This window comes from Teichococcus deserti (genome assembly GCF_001982615.1).
Taxonomy (GTDB): domain Bacteria; phylum Pseudomonadota; class Alphaproteobacteria; order Acetobacterales; family Acetobacteraceae; genus Pseudoroseomonas; species Pseudoroseomonas deserti.
On sequence record NZ_MLCO01000027.1, the window covers coordinates 37617 to 53358 of the forward strand.

13 protein-coding genes are annotated in these 15742 nt (G+C 69.9%); 5 read left to right on the top strand and 8 right to left on the bottom strand.

Annotated elements, in window-relative coordinates; translation table 11 throughout:
* Window positions 1-16: 16 nt before the first annotated feature.
* The 4 genes from BKE38_RS04440 to BKE38_RS04455 are packed head-to-tail and all read right to left on the bottom strand — an operon-like array spanning window position 17 to window position 5045.
* Window positions 17-1630, bottom strand: a complete 1614-nt coding sequence (locus tag BKE38_RS04440) for an ABC transporter ATP-binding protein (protein WP_076956161.1) — start codon at window positions 1628-1630, stop codon at window positions 17-19.
* Window positions 1627-2472 carry an ABC transporter permease gene (locus tag BKE38_RS04445; protein WP_076956162.1) on the bottom strand — a complete coding sequence of 282 codons (846 nt, stop codon included), beginning with the start codon at window positions 2470-2472 and terminating at the stop codon, window positions 1627-1629. The genes BKE38_RS04440 and BKE38_RS04445 overlap by 4 nt, the downstream gene beginning before the upstream one ends.
* Entirely contained in the window at window positions 2469-3455 is a 987-nt protein-coding gene (locus tag BKE38_RS04450; protein ID WP_076956163.1) for an ABC transporter permease, read from the bottom strand. The genes BKE38_RS04445 and BKE38_RS04450 overlap by 4 nt, the downstream gene beginning before the upstream one ends.
* Window positions 3456-3458: 3 nt before the next feature.
* Window positions 3459-5045 carry an ABC transporter substrate-binding protein gene (locus BKE38_RS04455; RefSeq protein WP_076956195.1) on the bottom strand — a complete coding sequence of 529 codons (1587 nt, stop codon included), beginning with the start codon at window positions 5043-5045 and terminating at the stop codon, window positions 3459-3461.
* 91 nt (window positions 5046-5136) lie between these two features.
* Here BKE38_RS04455 and BKE38_RS04460 point away from each other — a divergent pair, with 91 nt between their 5' ends.
* Window positions 5137-6168: a histone deacetylase family protein gene (locus BKE38_RS04460; RefSeq protein WP_076956164.1), complete on the top strand. Its 1032-nt coding sequence runs from the start codon at window positions 5137-5139 to the stop codon at window positions 6166-6168.
* A gap of 98 nt (window positions 6169-6266) precedes the next feature.
* Window positions 6267-7769: a YifB family Mg chelatase-like AAA ATPase gene (locus tag BKE38_RS04465; RefSeq protein ID WP_076956165.1), complete on the top strand. Its 1503-nt coding sequence runs from the start codon at window positions 6267-6269 to the stop codon at window positions 7767-7769.
* 6 nt (window positions 7770-7775) lie between these two features.
* Here the strand turns inward: BKE38_RS04465 and BKE38_RS04470 are convergent, their stop codons facing one another.
* Together BKE38_RS04470 and BKE38_RS04475 are read right to left on the bottom strand one after the other, a co-directional pair.
* The gene (locus BKE38_RS04470) at window positions 7776-8168 is read right to left on the bottom strand and encodes a hypothetical protein (protein WP_076956166.1); all 393 of its coding nucleotides are present in this window, start codon (window positions 8166-8168) and stop codon (window positions 7776-7778) included.
* Window positions 8111-8407, bottom strand: coding sequence for a hypothetical protein (locus BKE38_RS04475; protein ID WP_076956167.1), 297 nt, complete (start codon window positions 8405-8407; stop codon window positions 8111-8113). Before BKE38_RS04475 ends, BKE38_RS04470 begins: the two co-directional genes overlap by 58 nt.
* 112 nt (window positions 8408-8519) lie before the next feature.
* Here BKE38_RS04475 and BKE38_RS04480 point away from each other — a divergent pair, with 112 nt between their 5' ends.
* Window positions 8520-8849 (top strand): hypothetical protein, encoded by a 330-nt coding sequence (locus BKE38_RS04480; RefSeq protein ID WP_076956168.1) that lies wholly within the window; start codon window positions 8520-8522, stop codon window positions 8847-8849.
* Window positions 8850-10071: 1222 nt separating this feature from the next.
* Here the strand turns inward: BKE38_RS04480 and fusA are convergent.
* Window positions 10072-12165: an elongation factor G gene (gene fusA, locus BKE38_RS04485; protein WP_076956169.1), complete on the bottom strand. Its 2094-nt coding sequence runs from the start codon at window positions 12163-12165 to the stop codon at window positions 10072-10074.
* Window positions 12166-12624: 459 nt separating this feature from the next.
* Between fusA and BKE38_RS04490 the strand changes: the two genes are divergently transcribed.
* Window positions 12625-13938 carry a DUF1800 domain-containing protein gene (locus tag BKE38_RS04490; RefSeq protein ID WP_076956170.1) on the top strand — a complete coding sequence of 438 codons (1314 nt, stop codon included), beginning with the start codon at window positions 12625-12627 and terminating at the stop codon, window positions 13936-13938.
* Window positions 13935-15161: a DUF1501 domain-containing protein gene (locus tag BKE38_RS04495; protein ID WP_076956171.1), complete on the top strand. Its 1227-nt coding sequence runs from the start codon at window positions 13935-13937 to the stop codon at window positions 15159-15161. Before BKE38_RS04490 ends, BKE38_RS04495 begins: the two co-directional genes overlap by 4 nt.
* A gap of 104 nt (window positions 15162-15265) precedes the next feature.
* On the opposite strand, the gene dksA is transcribed toward BKE38_RS04495, so the two are convergent.
* Window positions 15266-15682 carry an RNA polymerase-binding protein DksA gene (gene dksA / locus BKE38_RS04500; RefSeq protein WP_076956172.1) on the bottom strand — a complete coding sequence of 139 codons (417 nt, stop codon included), beginning with the start codon at window positions 15680-15682 and terminating at the stop codon, window positions 15266-15268.
* Window positions 15683-15742: the final 60 nt, after the last annotated feature.

Consider the following 15742-nt stretch of genomic DNA (forward strand, 5'->3'; position numbering starts at 1 on the left):
GCGCAGTTCAGCCCCGTCAGGCGGTTTCGGCAAGCGCCGGCGGCGTCCAGTCGCGTCCCGGAATGCTGTCGAGCAGCGCCCGGGTATAGGCATGCTGCGGCGCGCCGAAGACCTGGGCGGTCGGGCCGAGCTCGACGATGGCGCCGCGCTGCATCACCGCGATGCGGTCGCAGATCTGCGCCGCGACGCGCAGGTCATGCGTGATGAACAGCATGGTCAGCCCCAGTCGCTGACGGATTTCCGCCAGCAGATCCAGCACCTGCGCCTGCACCGAGACGTCGAGGGCCGAGACCGGCTCGTCGGCGATCAGCAGTTCGGGCTGCATCGCCAGGGCGCGGGCCAGGCCGATGCGCTGCCGCTGCCCGCCGCTGAATTCATGCGGGTAGCGCTCCATCGCCGAAGGATCAAGCTTGACCAGCCGCAGCAGGTCGAGCGCTCTCTCCCGCGCCTCGGCCGCCGACACGCCATGGGTGATCGGCCCCTCGGTGATGGCGTCGCCCACCTTCCGCCGCGGGTTCAGCGAGGCATAGGGGTCCTGGAACACCATCTGGATGCGCTTGCGATAGGGCAGCCAGCCCTGGCGCGACAGCGGTCGCAGATCCTTGCCATGGAACAGGATTTCTCCCTTTTCCGGCTCGACCAGGCGGACGACGCAGCGGGCCAGCGTCGACTTGCCGGAGCCGCTTTCGCCGACCAGCCCCAGCGTCTCGCCCTTGTTCAGGGTGAAGTCGGCATTGTGCACGGCGCGCACCACCGCCTTGGCGCCGAACCAGCCGCCCCGCTGATAGGTTTTCTCGACGCCCTTCATCACCAGCACCGGCGCCGGGCGGATCTCCGCCTTCTCCGCGGCGTCGCCATGCGGCACGGCGGCGATCAGCTTGCGGGTATAGGGGTGCTGCGGCGCGTTGAGGATCTCGGCGGCCGGCCCCTGCTCGACGATGCGGCCATGCTGCATCACCGCGACGCGGTCGGCGATCTCGGCCACCACGCCGAAGTCGTGGGTGATGAACATCACCCCCATGCCCTTTCGTGCCTGGATCTCGCGGATCAGCCGCAGGATCTGCATCTGCGTGGTCACGTCGAGCGCGGTGGTCGGCTCATCGGCGATCAGCAGCGCCGGCTCGAGCGCGAGGGCCATGGCGATCATCACGCGCTGCCGCTGCCCGCCCGAGAGGCGGAAGGGATGCATCTTCGCCAGCGAGGCCGGGTCGGGCAGGTTCACCGCGGCCAGCAGCTCCGGCACGCGGGCGCGGGCATCGCCACCTTTGCCATGCACCTGCAGCGCCTCGGCGATCTGGTCGCCGACGCGCATCAGCGGGTTCAGCGCCGTCATCGGCTCCTGGAAGACCATGGCCATGCGGCGGCCGCGACGCGAGCGCAGCGCCTCGGCGGAGAGGCCCAGCATGGGTTCACCCTCGAAGGTGACGGTGCCCGTCTTCACCTTCAGCGTCTTCGGCAGCAGGCCCATCACCGTGTTGGCGGTGATCGACTTGCCCGAACCACTTTCGCCGACAACGCAAAGAATCTCGCCGGCATCGAGATGCAGCGAAAGGTCCTCGACGGCATGCGGCCGGTCGGCGCCTTGCGGCAGGGCGACGGTCAAGGAATCGACGGTCAGCAGACGGGTCATGGCTTGCCCCCGCGGTTGCGCGCCAGGCGCGGGTTGAGCGCGTCGGACAGGCCCTCGCCCACCAGGTTCAGCGAGAGAACGGTGAGGAAGATGGCGACGCCGGGGAAGACGCTCATCCACCAGGCCATGCGGATGACGCTGCGGCCGGAGCCGATCAGGAAGCCCCAGGACATCATGTTGGGGTCGCCGAGGCCGAGGAAGGACAAGGCACTTTCCAGCAGGATGGCCGAGGCCACCATCAGCGAGGAGAGCACGACGATCGGCGACAGCGCATTGGGAAGAATATCGCCGATGACGATCGACAGACGCGACTTCCCGAGCACCTCGGAGGCCTGGACGAATTCGCGCGACCGTAGCGACAGGAACTCCGCGCGGACGACACGCGCAACGGGCGGCCAGGAGACCACGGCGATGGCGAAGACGATGGAAGCGATCGAGGGCGTGAAGATCGCGACCAGCAGGATGGCGAGGACGAAGCTCGGGATGGTCTGGAAGAATTCGGTGAAGCGCATCACCAGGTCGTCGGCGATGCCGCCCAGATAGCCGGCGATGGCGCCCAGGCTGACGCCGATGGCGAGCGCCGCGACCGTCGAGACCGCGCCGACCAGCAGGGAGACGCGGGCGCCATGGGCGATGCCGGCGGCGACGTCGCGGCCCAGGCTGTCGGTGCCGAGCAGCATGCCGTCCTCGCCCGGCGGCGCGAAGGGCATTCCCGCCATGTCCCAAGGGCTGCCCGGATAGAGCACCGGCGCCAGCACCGCCAGGATCAGCACGGCGAGCAGCACGACGAGGCCGACAACGGCGCCGCGGTTGCGGGAGAAATTGCGCCAGAAGTCCTTCATGCGGAGACCTCCACGCGCGGATCGACGACCGCATAGAGCAGGTCGGTGATCAGGTTGAACAGCACCACCATGACGCTGGTGCAGAAGAAGACGCCCATCAGCACCTGGTAGTCGCGGGCCAGCAGCGCCTCGAAGGCCAGCCGCCCGATGCCGGGCCAGGCGAAGACCGTCTCGACCAGGATCGAGCCGCCGATCAGCTGCCCGGCCTGGATGCCGGCGAAGGTGATGATCGGCAGCAGCGCGTTGCGCAGGATGTGGCGGCGCAGGATGCGGCCTTCCGGCACGCCCTTGGCGCGGGCGGTCTTGACGAAGTCCTGGTCGGCGACCTCCAGCATGGTGGCGCGCGACAGGCGGGCATAGACCGCGACATAGAACAGGCCGAGGGTCAGCGCCGGCAGCAGCAGGTGCTTCGCCACGTCGAGCACCACGTCGATGCCGTGCAGGTCGACGCCGACCGAGGCCATGCCGAAGCTCGGCAGCCATTCCAGTGTGACGCTGAACAGCAGCACCAGCATCAGCCCGACCCAGAAGAGCGGCGTGGCATAGAAGGTCAGCGCCAGCACGGTGATGATGGAATCGCCCCAGGTGCCGACGCGCAGCGCCGCCAGCGCGCCCATGGCGACGCCGACGGACAGCGCGAAGACGAAGGCAGCGCCGGTCAGCAGCAGGGTTGCCGGCAGCCGGTCCCAGAGCAGCGAGGCGACGGCGACCTGCTGCCGGTGGCTGAAGCCGAGATCGAGGGTCAGAACCCCTTTCAGATAGATCCAGAGCTGGACGTAGAGCGGCTGGTCCAGGCCGAACTGGGCCCGCAGCTGCTCCAGGAAGCGGGCGTCAGCCGCGCCGGACTGGCCGGCGATGATGCTGGCGGGGTCGCCCGGCGCTGCATGGATCAGGAAAAAATTGCAGACGACGATCGCCAGGATGACGATCGCCGCCTTGACGAGGCGGCCCAGCAGGTAGCCGGGCAGCTTCGAGAGCTCCATCAATCAGGCCAGGAAGACGTCGTCGAAGCAGGCATGGATGCCCGAGCCCGACGTGATGACGTTCTGCAGCTTCTTGTCGTAGATGCTGGGGAAGGACATCTCCAGCAGCCAGAGCAGCGGCGCCTCCTCCACCAGGATCTTCTGCACCGCGCTGAAAGCCGTCTGCCGGACCTTTGGATCGGCGGAATCGCGGCCCTGGGTGAACAGCTCGTCCACCTTCGGATTGCTGTAGCCGGCAACGTTGGAAAAAAGAATCTTCTTGATGTTGGTGGAGACGTAGGAGCGCTCCACCCCCAGCGTCGGGTCGCCATACTGGTAGAGATAGTTGATGGTGGTGTCGAATTCCCAGGCCGCGGTGCGCTGCGCCCAGGTGCCGACATCGACGGATTCCAGCTGCAGCTCGACGCCGACCTGGCGGAAGGACTGCCGCAGGAACTCGCCCAGGCGGGTGAAGACCTCGCCGTAAGGCAGGCTCATATGCTTGATGGCGAAGCGCACCCCCTGCCCGTTCGGCTTCAGCCCCGCCGCGTCCAGCAGCTTCTTGGCTTCCTCGACGTTGAAGGCGGCCGACTTCGCGGTGCCGTCGTAGAAGCGCGTCGCGCTGTGGAAGGGGCCGGTCGCCGGCTTGCCGATGCCGAACCACAGGCGCTGGGCGATGAAGTCGCGGTTCACCGCCATGGTCAGGGCGCGGCGGACGCGGACATCGTCCAGCGGCTTCACGCGGTGGTTGAACTCCATCCACATCAGCGGGCCGAAATATTCCCAGCCCTCGGTGCGGACCTCGAGATTCGGACGGGCGCGCATCTGCGGCACGTCGAAGGGCTCGATGTCGTTCGACTGGGTCAGCTGCACCTGGCCGGATTCGAGGGCCAGGCGGCGGCTCTGGCTGTCGGGCACGACGCGGTAGATGATGGCATCGAGATAGGGCTGGCCCGGCTTCCAGTAGTCGGCAAAGCGCTCGAGGCGGATGAAGTTGCCGCGCTGCCACTCGACGAAGCGGAACGGCCCGGTCCCGATGGGCTTCGAGACCGCCGGCGCCTGGCGGTAATCCTGCCCGTCGAAGAGATGCTTCGGCACGATGGCCGAGACGGTGACGTCGAACATCAGCAGGAAGGGCTCGAAGGGCGCCGAGAGGGTGAATTTCGCCGTGGTCGGATTGACCGCGACGCCCTCCTTGATGCGGGCGAAGACGCCGCGGGCGCGGGGCGAGACCTCCATGTGGAACTTCATGATGGAGAAGACCACGTCGTCCGCCGTCATCGGCTGGCCGTCGTGGAACTTGACGTTCTCCTGCAGGTGGAAGGTGTATTCCAGCCCGTCGGGTGAGACCTCCCAGCGTTTCGCCAGCTCCGGCATCGGGTTCAGCTTGGCGTCGTAGCGCAGCAGGCCCTGGAAGATCTTGCCGCCGACGATCAGCGTCGGCGCCTGGTTGTTCACGCCGACATGCAGCACCGGCGGTTCTGGATTGACGATGCTGTTCAGCGTGCCGCCGCGCTTGGGCTGGATGCCCTGGGCGAGCGCGTCTTCCACGCGCATGAGCAAGGGGGCAGCAGCCGCTGCGGCCAGCAGGCCGCGACGAGAAAACGCCATCTTCTTCTCCAACGAGAAACTTCCCTGGAGGCGACGCTAACCCTGGCTTGGGCGGATCGACAAGAGCGCGCATCAGGCATAGCGTCAGCGCATGCGCGTCTTTGCCCATCCCGATCAGTCGCGGCACATGCCGCAGTTCTTCCTCCAGCGCGGCCAGGTCCGCCGCAACTTCGAAGTGCCGGAGCGGGCCGAGGCTTTGCTCGCCGCGCTGCACCGGCTGAAGGTCACGGTGGAGGATCCCGGCACCGTCGATCCCGCCGCGCTGCTGGCGGTGCATGACGCCGGCTATGTCGCCTTCCTGGCTGAGGCGGCCGAGGCCTGGGCTGCGCTGCCCGAGAAGGGGCCCGAGGTGGTGGCGAACATGCACCCCTCGCCCGAGATGCTGGAGCAGGGCGCGGTGATGCCCGATTCCGTCATCGGCCGCGCCGGCTGGTACACCGCCGACACCGCCTGCCCGATCGGGCCCGGCAGCTGGGAGTCGATCATCGGTGCCGCGTCCTGCGCGCTGGCCGCGGCGAAGGTGGCGGCAGGCGGCGGCACGGCCTACGCGCTGGCGCGCCCCCCTGGCCACCATGCCTATGCCGCGCGAGCCGGCGGCCACTGCTACATCAACAACAGCGCGCTGGCGGCCCAGGCGCTGCGCGATGCCGGCGCCGCCAGGGTCGCGGTGATCGACATCGACGCGCATCACGGCAACGGCACGCAGGGCATCTTCTGGCGGCGCGGCGACGTGCTGACGGCCTCGGTCCATGGCGATCCGTCGGGCTACTACCCCTGGTATGTCGGCCATGCCGGCGAGCGCGGCGCCGGCGCCGGCGACGGGTTCAACCTGAACCTGCCGTTGCCGCGCGACACCGCCGACGCGTCCTGGCTGGATGCGGTTGCCTTGGCCGCCCAACGCGCCCGCGACTTCGGCGCCGAGGCCTTGGTGATTCCGCTGGGCTTCGATGCCTCCGAGCATGAGCCGCTGAGCTTTCTCAAGGTCACCGAGGAGGGCTTCGCCCGTTCTGCCGAGATCCTGTCCGGCCTGGCCTTGCCGACGGTGATCGTGCAGGAGGGCGGCTACAATGTCGGCGTGATCGGTGGCTTGCTGGAGCGTTTCCTGACCGCCTTCGGTCGCTGAGATTATTCAGAAATAGATGGGGGTCTGGGGGAATACCTTCCCCCAGCCTTTCGCTTCATGGTTGAATATGGCCGTCTGGATCGGTACGCTTCCGATCCATGCCCGTCATCCGCCTGTCCAGCTTCGGCTTCTCCGGCATCGAGGCCCTGCCGGTCGAGGTGCAGGTGCAGATCGGCCCTGGCCTCCCTTCCCTCTCCCTGGTCGGCCTGCCCGACAAGGCGGTCGCCGAAAGCCGCGAGCGGGTGCGCGCCGCGCTGACGGGGCTCGGCCTGTCGCTGCCGCCGAAGCGGATCGTCATCAACCTGGCGCCGGCGGGGGTGCAGAAGGAGGGGTCGCATTTCGACCTGCCGATCGCGCTGGCACTGCTGGCGGCAATGGAGATCATCCCTGCCGAGGAGCTTTTTTCCTTCTCCGCCCTGGGCGAGCTGGCGCTGGACGGCGCCATCGCCCCGGTCTGCGGCATCCTGCCGGCCGCTTTCGGCGCGGCGCAGCGCGGGCATGGGCTGATCTGCCCGGCCAGCCAGGGCGGCGAGGCGGCGCTGGCCGGGGAATTGGAGATCCTGGCAGCGGAAAGCCTGCAGCAGCTGATCGCGCATCTGACCGGGCGGACGGTGCTGAGCTCCCCGGCCAGCGTCCCGCCGGCGGAGGAGCCGGCCGGGCCCTGCCTGTCCGAGGTGAAGGGCCAGGAAAGCGCCAAGCGCGCGCTGGAGATCGCCGCGGCCGGGCGGCACAGCCTTTTGCTGGTCGGACCGCCGGGGGCCGGCAAGTCGATGCTGGCGGCGCGGCTGCCCGGGCTGCTGCCGGACCTGACGCTGCGCCAGGCGCTGGAGGTCAGCATGGTGCGCAGCATCGCCGGCCTGATCGAGGGCGGGCGGATCTCGGCGCGGCCGCCCTATCGCGACCCGCATCATTCGGCCAGCCAGGCGGCGCTGGTCGGCGGCGGGCCCAGGGCGCGGCCCGGGGAGCTGAGCCTCGCGCATCACGGCGTGCTGTTCCTCGACGAGCTGCCCGAATTCATCCGCCCGGCGCTGGAGGCCCTGCGCCAGCCGCTGGAATCGGGGCATTGCATGGTCAGCCGGGCGGCTGCGCATGTGCGCTATCCGGCACGGGTGCAGCTGGTGGCTGCCATGAACCCGTGCCGCTGCGGCCAGCTCGGCCAGGCGGGGCGGGAATGCAGCAGCGCGCCGGGCTGCGCCGAGAGCTATCAGGGGCGGGTCTCGGGGCCGCTGCTGGACCGGATCGACATGACGGTGGCCATGGCGCCGATCCCGGCCGCGGCGCTGACCCGCGCGCCGCCCGGCGAAACTTCCGCCACGGTCGCCGGCCGGGTGCTGCAGGCGCGCCGGCGCCAAGTCGAAAGAGCCGAGGACGCCGAGGCCTGCAATGCAGAGACGCCGCTCGACGCGCTGCTGCCGGATGTGGACCCCGAGGCGCTGGCCCTGGCGGAAAAGGCGGCGGCGCAGCTCGGCCTGTCGAATCGCGGCTTCACCCGCTGCGTCCGGGTGGCGCGCAGCATCGCCGACCTGGAAGGGGCTGCGCGGATCGGCAAGGCGCATCTGGCCGAGGCGCTGGGCTATCGCCAACGCAGCGGCCAGGCATGACGGGGATCAGCCGAAGCCGGTCGGGCGGTGGTCGTGCCATTGCCGCCGGCCGCGCTGCCGCCGCCAGTCCAGCAGCGGCGCCACGGCCAGCAGCGGCAGGCTGACGACCACGGCCAGGCCGAAGCCGGCGGCGACGCCCCGCCCGGCCAGCACATAGCCCGCCGCGGCGCCCGCCATGGTCACCGCATTGGCGGCGACGGCCAGGTACCAGCAGGCGCGGATGAGGTGACGACGCTCCCGCTGCGGCAGGGCGTCGTGTGCTTGCTCGGTGAAGACGCGGCCGTCTTCCCGGACGTCGTAGAGGCGGCCGGGATCGATGGTGAAGGGTGGCGGGGTGGGCTTCAGCGCCGCGTCATGGTGGCGAAGCCGCGCAAGCCCCCGCTGCGGCGCGCACGCCACCACAGGCTGCCGAAGGCGACCAGCCCGGCGGCGATGGCCACCGGGATCGCCAGGGCGAAGAAGGCCAGGGCCACGCCGGCCACCACGATGCCAGCGGCGCAAATGGCCACCAGGGCCGCGGCGCCGCCAAGCCGGACCAGCAGGCGGTCCAGCCAGGTGCCCCGGCGCGGCGCCGGGTCGCGGAATTCGCCTTCCGGGGTCATGTCCAGCACGGGGCGGTTGGAATGTCGCGGGTCCATGGACGCGATGTTGCCCTGAATGAACGTTAGTTCAAGAGCAAAGAGCGCGCCGGCCGTGCAACGAAACGTGCCATCGTGTCGGCGGCCGCGGGGATGGCCTATATCGGAAGCCATGCGCTCCCTTGCCTGCCTCGCCCTGGCCGCGGTCCTGCTGACCGGCAATCTCCTCCCCGCCGCCAGCGCCGCCTGGGCCGAGCCGATCCGCCGGCCGAATGCCAGCCAGCTGGAGGCCATCCGCCGCTGGCTCTGCCCGAATGGCGGCACACCGGTGCGCGGCAGGCCCGGCCGCTGCGACGGCGCCGGCGGCGGCAGCTTCGGGACGCCGGGCTGGGACCGCGACCTGCCGCCGCCGACGCGCCAGGCCAGGGTCGAATGCCCGGCCGGCACCCGCCCGGTGCAGGCGCGGGCGCGGCAGGACGTGATCCGCTGCCTGCCGGATTAACGGCCGAAGCGCTCTTGCGGTCCGGCCGTCCGGGGCTGCGAAACGGCACGCAGGCCGACGCGACCGTGTTCCGCGCCGACACCCTCCTGGCGCGCCAGCGCCGAGCGCCGTCTGCTGCATCACCTTGGGCTCGTTCACCGATGATGGCAGCCTGGCGCGGAAAGGCTTCGGGGAGGAGTTCCTGCAGCGGGCGTGGATCGATGCCCTCCATGTGCTGAACGGCGCCACCCGATGGTATGCGGATCCGGACATGCCGGCACTGCTGGCGACCGTGGCGGCGGCGGCGGCCGGCCATGCGCGCCGCGTCACCTCTGGCTCCGTCAGGGGCGGCCCACGACGCTGCGTTCCGCCACGACCCCGGGGGCGCCAGTTGCCATCGCGCGGCCGCGGCCCTCCTCGCTGGACCGGCGGCTGGGGCCCGTTGAAAGCCGCTGACGGACCGAGACCGCCGCGCCCCGCCTGCGCGAGGGCACCTTCCGGCCGTCGGCGTGGAGGGCGATCTTCCACGATCCCTGCCATCCGACGGACACGACGCATACCGCGCTCTTCGCGGCCGGGGATGCGCTGCTGGTGGCGCTGCGCCACGCCGGCCTTCCGGCCAGACCGCTGCCGAGATCGGCCGGGCCCCGCAGTCCTGGACATCCGGGAGGACCGCTTCGAACCGGTCGGGCTGCGGCACGCCGCCCGGGCCGGGCCGGCGGCTCGCCGCATGACCTGTTCCAGCTGTCGCGCGCTGCCCGGAAGCGCTCGACGGCGACCAGCATCGGCCTGCCGCGCGGCGCCGCCGTACTGCCGCCGGAACCGCATGTTCTGAGCGCGCGGACCCGGCTGCTGGACCAGCGGGCGCGCTTGCCGGAGCCGGGCCACGGCACCGCGCGGCACTGCGGCTGGCGCCGCTCGATGCTCGGGGCCGCATCGGGCATCCGCATCACCTTGAGGCGCTGCGCCAGCTGGCGGCGGCGGCCGAGCTGCGGCAGGGCGCGTCGGGCCAGCCCGGCAGCACGCTGCGGCGGATGCGTAAGGCGCGAAGGCAGCTGGCGCTGCGCCGCTGGCATTGCGGCTGGCCGGGCGGACCAACCTCCTGCCGCCACGGCGGCTGCGGCGCAGGCCCACCCTCGAAAGACGCGAAAGGCGCCGGCGAATTGCTTCGCCCGCGCCCCCCACACGTCTTGCAGCCATCCCTGGCGCGGCCTTTGCGGGCCGCGCCGGGGCTCGCCGGCCCTTAGGCCGACTGCTTCATGATCTCGTCGGCGACGTTGCGCGGCACCGGATCGTAGTGATGGAACTGCATGGAGAAGGACGCACGGCCCTTCGTCATGCCACGCAGGTTGGAGATGTAGCCGAACATCTCCTTCAGCGGCACATGGGCGCGGACGATGACCGAGGTCGAGGCCATGTCCTGGCTCTGGATGACGCCGCGGCGGCGGTTCAGGTCGCCAACGACGTCGCCGACATGGTCCTGCGGGGTGGTCACCTCGACGTCCATGATCGGCTCGAGGATGACCGGACCGGCCTTCTTCATGCCCTCGCGGAAGCAGGCCTTGGCCGCGATTTCGAAGGCCAGGGCGCTGGAGTCGACGTCGTGGTACTTGCCGTCCACCAGGGTGAACTTGAAGTCCACCGTGGGGAAGCCGGCCAGCACGCCGGTGTCGGCCTGCACCTTGATGCCCTTGTCGACCGCCGGGATGTATTCCTTCGGCACCGAGCCGCCGACCACGCCGTTGACGAACTCGATGCCGTCATTGCGCTCCTTCGGCTCGAAGACGATCTTCACCTCGGCGAACTGGCCCGAGCCACCCGACTGCTTCTTGTGGGTGTAGACCTCGGTGTGCGACTTGGTGATCGTCTCGCGATAGGCGACCTGCGGGGCGCCGATATTGGCGTCGACGCCGTATTCGCGCTTCAGGCGGTCGATGATGATCTCGAGATGCAGCTCGCCCATGCCGGACAGGATGGTCTGGCCGGTCTCCTGGTCGGTCTTCAGGCGCAGCGAGGGATCCTCGCCCGCCAGCTTCTGCAGGCCGAGCGTCATCTTCTCGACGCCGTCCTTGGTCTTCGGCTCGACCGAGATGTCGATGACCGGGACCGGGAAGGCCATGCGCTCGAGGACCACCGGGTCGGCCGGATCGGCCAGGGTGTCACCGGTCAGGGTGTCCTTCAGGCCGACGATCGCCACGATGTCGCCGGCGAAGACTTCCTTCACTTCCTCACGCTTGTCGGCATGCATCTGGAACATGCGGCCGATGCGTTCCTTGTTGCCCTTGGCGGTGTTCAGGACGGTGTCGCCCTGGCGCACCACGCCGGCATAGACGCGGATGAAGGTCAGGTTGCCGTACTTGTCGTTGATCATCTTGAAGGCGAGCGCCGAGAAGGGGGCGGTCTCGCTCACCTCGATGATGCGGCGCGGGGCGTCCTCATCCTGGCCTTCCTCGGGGGCGACCATGATGCCCTCGACTTCCACCGGGCTCGGCAGGTAGTCGCAGACGGCGTCCAGCAGCGGCTGCACGCCCTTGTTCTTGAAGGAGGAGCCGCAGACGACCGGGCGGAAGGCGCCGGAGATCGTGCCCTTCTTGATGCACTTCTTCAGGGTCTCGACCGAGACGTCGCCCTTGTCGAAATACTCTTCCATCGCCGCGTCATCCACCGACAGGGCGGTGTCGAGCAGCAGCTGGCGGTACTCGGCGGCCTTGTCGGCCAGGTCGGCGGGGATCGGGGCCTCGTGGTACTTGGCGCCGAGCTCGTCGCCTTCCCAGATCAGCGCCTTCATCTCGACCAGGTCGACGACGCCCTTCAGCGTGTCCTCGATGCCGATCGGCAGCTGCAGGGTCACCCAGTTGATGCCCAGCTTCTCGGTCAGCGTCTCGGCCGCGCGGTAGAAGTCGGCGCCGGTGCGGTCCAGCTTGTTGACGTAGATGATGCGCGGCACGTTGTAGCGGTCGGCCAGGCGCCAGTTGGTCTCGGACTGCGGCTGCACGCCGGCCACGCCCTCGATCACGAAGACCGCGCCGTCGAGCACGCGCAGCGAGCGGTTGACCTCGATGTTGAAGTCGATGTGGCCCGGGGTGTCGATGACGTTGATCCGGTGGCCCTTCCACTCGGCCGTCACGGCAGCGGAGGTGATCGTGATGCCACGCTCACGCTCCTGCTCCATGTAGTCGGTCGTGGTGTTGCCCTCGTGGACCTCACCGATCTTGTGGGACTTGCCGGTGTAATAGAGGATCCGCTCGGTCGTCGTGGTCTTGCCGGCGTCGATATGCGCCGTGATGCCGATATTGCGGATCTTGTCGAGCGGGGTGCGCGCCACGGGGGCCTCCATACGCGTCGCGGCGCGAGCCGCGCGGGAATCGTGATGCGAGCCAGGCGCGGCTTCCCGTCCCGCGCGCTCGCCGAAATCTCTCACTGCCAGTCCTGGAAGACCGCTTCCTAAGCGGGTCCGACGCCTGCGAAAGGGGAAATCCATCCCTTCCGCCGCCGCCGGAAACGCGCACGGTGTCCCTGAACCGACGGGGGCGGCTGATGGCCAGGGCCGTGCCTGGGCCGATTCACCGCACCCACCGTCGGGGGCGCAGATGCACCGGATCGGCCCGCTTTGCAAGCGGTAAGACACCGCGCGGCGGCAGAACGCCCGCCTGGCAAGGCCAAGTCTCCGCCGCGCTCAGGCCGCCAGACCGTTGCGCAGGCGCCGGGAATCCGATGACGACGGATTTAACCGGCGGCTCCGGCGGGTCACCCTTTGTTGCAGGGAGCGCAGCCGGGCGCTGCTATAAACGGAGGCATGGATGTCAGCCGCCATCACGCCGCCTTCCGCTTCGGCCTCGGCGCCCGGCCGGACCAGCCGCTGCCGGACGACCCCCCGCGCGCCCTCCTCGCCGAGCTGACGCGCGAGCCCGGGCCGTTGCCCCTGCCCGAGGGCTGGGACCACCAGCCGACCATGGTGGACATCATGGCGGTGTGGGATGAGGAACTGGCGACCCGTGACACCCCGATGCCCGGCAACCAGCGACCGCGAGCGGCCCTGGCCCGGAAGGAGATGCGGGCCCTGGTGGAGCATTGCCTGGCGACCCCGGACGGCTTCCGGGAAAGGCTGGTGCTGTTCTGGACCAACCATTTCACCGCCAGCCGGCGCAGCGGCAATGTCCAGGCCTTCCTGGGCGACTACATGCGCCGCGCCATCCGCCCGCATGTCGCCGGCAGCTTCGCCGACATGCTGGTGGCCACCACCTGGCACCCGGCGATGCTCTATTATCTGAACCAGAGCTCGTCGGTGGGACCGAACAGCCTGACCGGCCGGCGCGCGCAGCTCGGGCTGAACGAGAATCTCGGCCGCGAGATCCTCGAGCTGCACACCCTGTCGCCCGCCGCCGGCTACAGCCAGGCCGACGTCACCAGTTTCGCCAAGCTGCTGACCGGGCTGACCGTGCAGCGCCGCAACGGCACCGGCACGATCTTCGCCGCCAACCGGCACGAGCCTGGTCCCAAGCGGGTCTTCGGCGAGGAATTCGGCGAGGGCGCGCAGGAGATCGAGCGGGCGCTGCGCTGGCTGGCTGTGCAGGAATCCACCCAGCGCCATCTGGCGATCAAGCTGGTGCGGCATTTCGTCGACGACACTCCGCCTCCCGCCGCCGTCCAGAAGGTTTTTTCCACCCTGCGCGACAGCCGCAGCGACATCGGTGCCGCCGCGCGGACCCTCGTGGACATGCCGGAGACCTGGCAGAAGCCGCTGGCCAAGCTGAAGACCCCGCAGGAATTTGCCTTTGCCGCGCTGCGCGGCCTGGGTGCCGGGCCTCGGCATGCGCCGGTCGCCCTGCGCGTCGCTGGCAGCCTTGGCCAGCAGGTCTGGCTGGCCACCGACCCGATCGGCTGGCCTGACCGAGCCGAGGACTGGGTCACCCCCGAAGGCGTGCTGCAGCGGATGGAGCAGGCGCATGACATGGCCGGCCGCTTCAGCCGGCTCGACCCGATGGCGCTGGCCGAGACCACCCTTGGCCCCCTCGCCCGGCCCGAGACGCTGCAGGCCGCCCGCCGCGCCGGGTCGCAGCGCGACGGCCTGACCCTTGTCCTTGCCAGCCCGGAGTTCCAGCGCCGATGAGCAAGACGATCCCCCATCTGCCGAAGCTCGGCCGCCGCGGGCTGCTGCTCGGGCTGACCGCCCTCGCCGTCTCCGGCCAAGCGCGCCTGGCGGTCGCCGCCCCGGCCCGGTCTGCCGCGCCGCAGGGCCGTGGCGAGGCGCGCATGGTCGTCGTGCTGCTGCGCGGCGCGCTGGATGGCCTGGCCGTGGTGCAGGCCTATGGCGACCCGGCCTTCCGGGAGCTGCGCCAGACCCTGGCCCTGCCGGAGCCCGGTGCCGAGGAGGGCGTGCTCGAACTCGGCGGCTTCTTCGGCCTGCATCCCTCGATGACCAACCTGCATGGCATGTTCCGCGGCAACGAGGCGCTGGTGCTGCATGCCATCGCCGGCCCCTACCGCACCCGCAGCCATTTCGACGCGCAGGACATGCTGGAAAGCGGCGCCGACAGCCGGCTGTCCTCCGGCTGGCTGAACCGCGCGCTGCAGAGCCTGCCGGTGGATGCCGACGCGCAGGGCGCACGCGCCGCGCTGGCGCTCGGCCTCGACATGCCGCTGCTGCTGCGCGGGCCGCGGCCGGTCAGCATGTTCGCGCCCCCCCGGGGCGAGGCGCCGCCGCCGGAGCTCTATGCCCGGCTGGCCGATCTGGCGCATGACGACCCGCTGCTGGGCCCGGCGGTGCAGGAGGGCCTGCGCGCCCGCGGCTTCGCCAGCGGCGTGCTGGACAAGGAGGAGACCCGCGGCGGCGGTTTTCTGTATCTCGCCGGCTCGGCGGGGCGGCTGCTGGCGGCGGCGGATGGCCCGCGGGTCGCGGCGCTGGAAATGGGCGGTTGGGACACCCATGCGTCGCAGCCGAACCGGCTCAAGGGACAGCTGGCCCAGCTGGATGCCGGGCTCGGCGCGCTGCGCGAGCAGATGGGCGAGGCGTGGAAGCATTGCGCCGTGCTGGTGATGACCGAGTTCGGCCGCACCGTGCGGGTGAATGGCAACAACGGCACCGACCATGGCACCGGCGGCGCGGCCTTCCTGCTGGGCGGGGCGGTCGCTGGCGGGCGGGTGATGGCAGATTGGCCCGGATTGGGTCAGGGCAGGCTGTTCGAGGATCGCGACCTGCAGCCCAGCATGGATCTGCGGGAAGTGGCCAAGACGCTGCTGCGGGATCATCTGCGGCTGCCGGCGCAGGCGCTGGACGCGGCCTTCCCCGACAGCAGGCAGGTCGGGCCGAAGGCCGGGTTGCTGCGGGACTAGCCTGTGATTGCCTGAGACGGCATCGTCGACAGGCATGAATCGCAGGTTCAGACAAAGAGCCCGCGGCACGCGGCGCCCGCCATCGGCGGGCGCCGCGTAGAAAATCAATCGTCGCGGTGGACGCGTTCCATGCGCTCGTGGCGCTCCTGCGCCTCGATCGACAGGGTGGCGATCGGGCGGGCCTCGAGGCGGCGCAGGCCGATCGGCTCGCCGGTCTCCTCGCAATAGCCATAGGTGCCGTTGTTGATCCGCTCGACCGCCTGGTCGATCTTCGAGATCAGCTTGCGGGCGCGGTCCCGGGTGCGCAGCTCGAGGGCGCGGTCGGTCTCGACGCTGGCGCGGTCCGTCAGATCGGCTTCGGCGATGCCCCCTTCGGAAAGGCTCGCCAGCGTGTCGCCGGCCTCGCGCAGGAGATCCTGGCGCCAGCGCAACAGCTTCTGGCGGAAGTATTCCTGCTGGAGGGGGTTCATGAACTCTTCGGAATCCGAAGGCCGGTAGTCAGGCGGCACTGTGATCAGCATGTTTGTTCGATCCCCCGGCCGAGAAGATCCGGGTCCGGGACCCGCCCCTCAAGGCGGCCG

Bases quoted from the DNA above. Each gene is read 5' to 3' on its own strand.
- BKE38_RS04440 (WP_076956161.1), bottom strand. From the start codon at position 1,630: ATGACCCGTCTGCTGACCGTCGATTCCTTGACCGTCGCCCTGCCGCAA.
- BKE38_RS04445 (WP_076956162.1), bottom strand. From the start codon at position 2,472: ATGAAGGACTTCTGGCGCAATTTCTCCCGCAACCGCGGCGCCGTTGTC.
- BKE38_RS04450 (WP_076956163.1), bottom strand. From the start codon at position 3,455: ATGGAGCTCTCGAAGCTGCCCGGCTACCTGCTGGGCCGCCTCGTCAAG.
- BKE38_RS04455 (WP_076956195.1), bottom strand. From the start codon at position 5,045: ATGGCGTTTTCTCGTCGCGGCCTGCTGGCCGCAGCGGCTGCTGCCCCC.
- BKE38_RS04460 (WP_076956164.1), top strand. From the start codon at position 5,137: ATGCGCGTCTTTGCCCATCCCGATCAGTCGCGGCACATGCCGCAGTTC.
- BKE38_RS04465 (WP_076956165.1), top strand. From the start codon at position 6,267: ATGCCCGTCATCCGCCTGTCCAGCTTCGGCTTCTCCGGCATCGAGGCC.
- BKE38_RS04475 (WP_076956167.1), bottom strand. From the start codon at position 8,407: ATGGACCCGCGACATTCCAACCGCCCCGTGCTGGACATGACCCCGGAA.
- BKE38_RS04480 (WP_076956168.1), top strand. From the start codon at position 8,520: ATGCGCTCCCTTGCCTGCCTCGCCCTGGCCGCGGTCCTGCTGACCGGC.
- fusA (WP_076956169.1), bottom strand. From the start codon at position 12,165: ATGGAGGCCCCCGTGGCGCGCACCCCGCTCGACAAGATCCGCAATATC.
- BKE38_RS04490 (WP_076956170.1), top strand. From the start codon at position 12,625: ATGGATGTCAGCCGCCATCACGCCGCCTTCCGCTTCGGCCTCGGCGCC.
- BKE38_RS04495 (WP_076956171.1), top strand. From the start codon at position 13,935: ATGAGCAAGACGATCCCCCATCTGCCGAAGCTCGGCCGCCGCGGGCTG.
- dksA (WP_076956172.1), bottom strand. From the start codon at position 15,682: ATGCTGATCACAGTGCCGCCTGACTACCGGCCTTCGGATTCCGAAGAG.